At 61.6% G+C, this 4,826-nt stretch carries 4 protein-coding genes; 1 reads left to right on the top strand and 3 read right to left on the bottom strand.

Translation table 11 applies throughout. The features are described from left to right. A partial coding sequence (locus tag Q2B33_RS20525; RefSeq protein WP_300914213.1) for a peptidoglycan binding domain-containing protein occupies positions 1 to 806 on the bottom strand: 806 nt, incomplete at its 3' end. A 259-nt stretch (positions 807 to 1,065) separates the two neighbouring features. Here Q2B33_RS20525 and Q2B33_RS20520 point away from each other — a divergent pair. Next, positions 1,066 to 1,680: a hypothetical protein gene (locus tag Q2B33_RS20520; RefSeq protein ID WP_300783352.1), complete on the top strand. Its 615-nt coding sequence runs from the start codon at positions 1,066 to 1,068 to the stop codon at positions 1,678 to 1,680. A 142-nt stretch (positions 1,681 to 1,822) separates the two neighbouring features. Here the strand turns inward: Q2B33_RS20520 and Q2B33_RS20515 are convergent, their stop codons facing one another. Both Q2B33_RS20515 and Q2B33_RS20510 read right to left on the bottom strand, forming a co-directional pair. Continuing rightward, complete coding sequence (locus Q2B33_RS20515) at positions 1,823 to 2,968, bottom strand: PepSY domain-containing protein (RefSeq protein ID WP_300783354.1); 1,146 nt, start codon at positions 2,966 to 2,968, stop codon at positions 1,823 to 1,825. A gap of 211 nt (positions 2,969 to 3,179) precedes the next feature. After that, positions 3,180 to 4,826 (bottom strand): B12-binding domain-containing radical SAM protein (locus Q2B33_RS20510; protein ID WP_300799803.1); only part of this gene is annotated, 1,647 nt, incomplete at its 5' end.

The raw sequence follows: 4,826 nt of genomic DNA, 5'->3' as shown, positions 1-4,826 counted from the left end.
TTCTCCGCGGTGAAGGGCGTCACGCAGTCCAGCATGGAGAACTCGTCCCCGGGATACAGGACCGTGCCGTTGATCAGGTTGCAGCCGTTGGAGATGTTCTCGCTCCGGTTGAAGTTGGAGGAGCCGTAGGAGGTAGTGAACGTGCCCAGCACGTCCTTCACCCTGGCAAGCTCCTCGGCGCTGCCCCTGGGCTGGGTCACCTCCACCACCAGAGGGATGCTGCAGGGCTGGCAGTCCCATCCGCTGGCCAAAAGCTCATGCACCTTGTCGAAGGAGGCCTCCACATTCAGGGCGTACCCGGTGTCTCCGCCCACCACCCGGAACTGTCCGTCCTCCCGGACCAAAGTGGCGTCCACCGCCTTCTGATCGTACTTGGCGCACTCCTCGATCAGGATGTCCGTAAGCCCCTGGAAATCAAAGGACAGCTCCAGCGGGTAGACCAGGTTCTCCCGCTCCAGATCCTTGAGTATCTTGTACCGCTCTATCACGTTCCCATGGATCCCCACCTCCAGGGCCTCGGTGATGACCTCCTGATTGGACCAGGAGATCCCCAGCTCCCCTGCGCTCACGGGCACTTCCCTGTCCTCCGCGTAGAGCAGCGTGATCTCCACCTCCCGCAGGGTCTCCACATAGGCCTCCACGGCCTGCGCCGCCTCCTGGGCGGTCATGCCGGAGAGATCCACCTCCCCCACGAAAATCCCGTTCTTGATGGTGTCTCCCTCCTTTGCCGCCGCGGTCATGCCCCACAGCAGCGCACTGGCCAGGAGACAGGCCAGAAAGCAGCCTTTCCTTATCCATTTTCCCATAGTCTGCATCCTCTCTGATTCTGTTGTTGAATTAATAGATAAAATATGTTACAGTGGAGGCAACCATCGCTATCACCAGCAAAATGACGATGACCGCGGAGATGCGCTGCGTCCTTTTTTTGTTGTTCATATTGAACATGGCGGCTCCTGTCTGCCCTCCGGATGCCCTGACGTCCCTGCGGCACCTCTGTGGCGAATACTATCGGGAACTGTCTGCAGACAGTCCCTCATGAAAGGATTATATATGAATATCGGTTTTTTGGCAAGTTTTATTACCTTTTCCCTGTTGGTTTCTTATAATATAAAAAAACAGGCCCGCAGGGGCCGTCGCAATGAAAAGAATTTCTGGGCCAGGGAGGCCCAGGCCAATTCCGTCCGGCGCAAGCCGCTGGACGGGCTGAACTATGTCAAGATCCCCCTGGAGCGCTTCCCCACCCATGTGCTGAATGAGAATCCGGAGGTGCTGGAGTGCATCGGCATCATGGAGTCCCTCACCCCCCTGAAGATCGTCAATCTCACAGGCTGGACCAACACGGAGCTGAAGCTGGAATACGGCGCCGCCAACATCACGGCCCTGTCCGAATACGACCAGAACTATACCCTGCTGGCCCGCACCCTGCAGAAGTGGGCGGATGCTCTGCTGGAGGCGGGGCATGACGACGATGCCGTCATCCTCATGGACTTCGCCGTCAGCACCCACACGGACATCAGCCGCACCTACTGTCAGCTTGCGGATTACTGGGCCGCCCGGGGCAGAGGGGACAAAATCGAAGAGATGATGCGCATCGCGGAGGGGCTGCGCTCCGCCAACAAGGGCGCTATCCTGCGCCACCTGAAGCAGAGCCTGGACGGCATTGTGGGCGTATTGTGGTGATGCCGGAAGCTTACTTCGGCGCTGTCTGCGTCTGCTATGCCTCGCCGTCTTCTATCCGCCGTCCATCGCTGTCTTCTGTCCGCTGTCCGCCGCTGACAGGCCGCAGCGGCTCGGTGCCCGGTCCGAACTGCCGGGGCGGGCCTCAGTGGTCGTACTCGCTCTCGTACTCCAGGATGGCCCCTGTGGCGGCATCTATGGTATATTCGTACTCGATCCGGTCGTGGTAGAACTCGATTTCGTACTCGGAGCGGCCGTGCTCCAGTTCCAGCTCCGCTTTCGTGAAGAATGCCTCCTCCTTCGACAGGCCCGCGTGCGCTGCCGCTATTTCCTTTGCGCTCTCCACGCCGATGCCTGCGTCTATGGCCTGTCCCGGGGATTCGTTGGGCCTGAGCAGCTCTGCGCTTTTGTCCAGGACGGCTCCTGTGGCCGCGTCGATTTCATAGTCGTATTCCGTATCGGCTGTCAGGAATTCGATGTCGTACACCGCTATGCCCTCGTCCCAGTCCAGCTTCTCCTTCGTAAAGGTCACGTCGCTCTCCGCCAGCCCCGCGTCCGCCAGGGCTGCCGCCTTGGCGGCGTCAATGGTCTCCACCGCCCCGGCCGGCCGGGACTGCGGATTCGTCTGCCCTGCTGTCGGGGGCTGCTGCCCTGACGCTTCCGGCTGGTCTCCCTCCGACTGGGACTGGCCTTCCGCCGTGCCAGGCTGCTGCCCTGACGCTTCCGGCCGGCCTCCCTCCGCCTGGGACTGCTGTCCTGACGCTTCCGGCTGGCCTCCCTCCGGCTGGGGCTGCTGTCCTGACGCTTCCGGCTGGCCTCCCTCCGGCTGGGACTGGCCTTCTGCTGTGCCAGGCTGCTGCCCGCTGGGTTCCGACTGCCCGTTTTCGGCATCCGGCTGCCCCTTACCTGTCTGCCCCTGGCTTGCGGACGCTGTCGCGCCCTCCGTACCCAGGGCATGGATGCTCACGCCCCTGACCTCCCCGGTGGCCGCATCGATTTCATATTCATAGACATGTGTTTCCGAGACGAATTCAATCTCGTAACAATTCCTGCCGCCGTCCCGCTGCAGCTCCTGTCTGGTCAGGGTGACATCCGCGGCCGCCAGCCCCGCATCCGACAGCGCATGTTCCATGGCTTCGCTCCTGTCCATGACGCGGCTTCTGCGCCCGCCCCAAACTACGATGGCAATCGCCGCCGCTGCCAGGATGGCCACTGCCGCCGCTATCGGCAGGGCTATGCTCCGGTTCCCTTTGTTCCTCTCCTGCTTTTCCCTTTTTTCCAAATCTTCCATATCAGCATGCTCCTTTTCCTGCTTTCAGTCAATGCCGTGCCCTCTCCTGCGCTGTCAGCCTTACCGCATCCGCCGGGGAATCGGTCATGGCATCTCTCCATCTCCCCGCGTCCTCCCGGCGGTTAGTCTATGCTTACTTTAATTATATGTCCATAGCGGCATATTTGCAACCGTATTTTTTCGGCCTTATCCGCCTTTATCCGATTCAACTCTATAAATCGGTGCAGCAGCCCGTTGCACTGTCCAGTCCGCCATGAATCGGCCGGGCCAGGGCCTCATGGTTCAGAGGGCTGCGGCTTCGGTAATCGAACAGCACAAACGTATGCCCCATGCTTTCCCCGGCCCCGAAAGCGCCGTAGCCCGCCGCCATCCGGTCAATGTCCCACACCGGATAGGCGAAGGGCTCCAGATGGGTCATCCTGCCAAGCTGTCTGCTGTCGAAGCCCTCATAGTCCGGCAGGTATCTCCGCCTCTGCTCCTCTTCCCTGTAAAAGCTTCTCGCCGCCTCCTTCCAGGCGGAAATGTCCGGGGCAAATCCAGGTCTGCTCTTTGCGTTCTCCCTCAGATACAGGTCATAGGTCAAAAGCTCCCTGTACACCTCCCGCCGCCGCGAATCCCGCCTCCCGGCAAAGTCCAGCAGCACCTGATACCGGCTGGCACGGGCCGGGCTCATGGCCAGATGCCCCTCCTCCCTGTAGAAGTCCGCCAGGGCCTCGTACATGGCAAAGGGGCCGGGAAAGGCATTCTCCAGAAAGTTCAGGGTATGGACGAACTGGCCGCTGTTGTAGTAGAGCTCCACCATCTCCTCGACGCCCTTCAGCCGCATCACTTCCCCGTAGGACAGCCAGTCCGTGCACAGCACCTCGTAAGGGGGCTGCTCCAGGTAACGGATGCCGTATTCCTGCGCCCGCTCCCACATCTCGGAGCCCTTCAGCACCTTCAGGAAGCCCAGCTGCAGCTGATGGGGGCGCAGCCGGTAGACCCAGTCGAAGGATTTCCCGAAGCTCTCATAGCCCTCATAGGGGAGCCCGGCTATCAGGTCCAGGTGCAGATGCACGTTCCCGCCCCGGCGGATGGCTGCCACCGCGCTTTCCAGCCTTTCGATATCCATGGTCCGCCGGATGGCCTCCAGGGTTCTGGGGTTCACCGTCTGGACGCCGATCTCCATCTGCGCCAGCCCCGGGCGGAAGCGGCTCAGCAGCTCTATCTCCTCCTCCCGCAGGATGTCCGCGGAAATCTCGAAGTGGAAATTTGTGACACCATTGTCATGTTCCAGGAGATAGGTCCAGACCGCCATGGCGTGGGCATGGCTGCAGTTGAAGGTGCGGTCTATGAATTTTACCTGCCTGACCCTGTGGTCCAGGAAAAACTGCAGTTCCTCCTCTACCAGGCCCATGTCCCGTATCCTCACGGCCTTGTCGATGGAGGAGAGGCAGTAGCTGCACCGGAACGGACAGCCCCTGCTGGTCTCGTAGTACAGGATCCGGTTCTCGAAGGGGGCCAGGTCATCGTACAGGAAGGGGATGGCGCTTAAGTCCGTCAGGGGGCGGCACGGGGTATAGCCTGTGGGGAGGCACAGGCCTGGGATGTCCGCAAGCCCCACGGCAGGGCCGGCTTTCCGGCGGCCCCTTCCCTCTTCTGCCGCACACGGGCATTCCGGCACGGCAGACCCTTCCCCTGCCCCGACCCTCGATTCCATGTCTACGCGCCCGGCCTCTGCTACAGATTCCTCACCCTCGCTCCCGGCTCCGGCTACAGGTTCCTCACCCCCGCTCCCGGCTCCGGCTACAGGTTCTTCACCCCCGCTCCCGGCCCCGGCTACAGGTTCCTCACCCCCGCTCCCGGCTCCGGCTACAGG

The sequence above is a fragment of the uncultured Acetatifactor sp. genome (genome assembly GCF_948601915.1).
Lineage (GTDB): Bacteria > Bacillota > Clostridia > Lachnospirales > Lachnospiraceae > Acetatifactor.
This window is presented reverse-complemented; position numbering and strand designations above follow the sequence as displayed.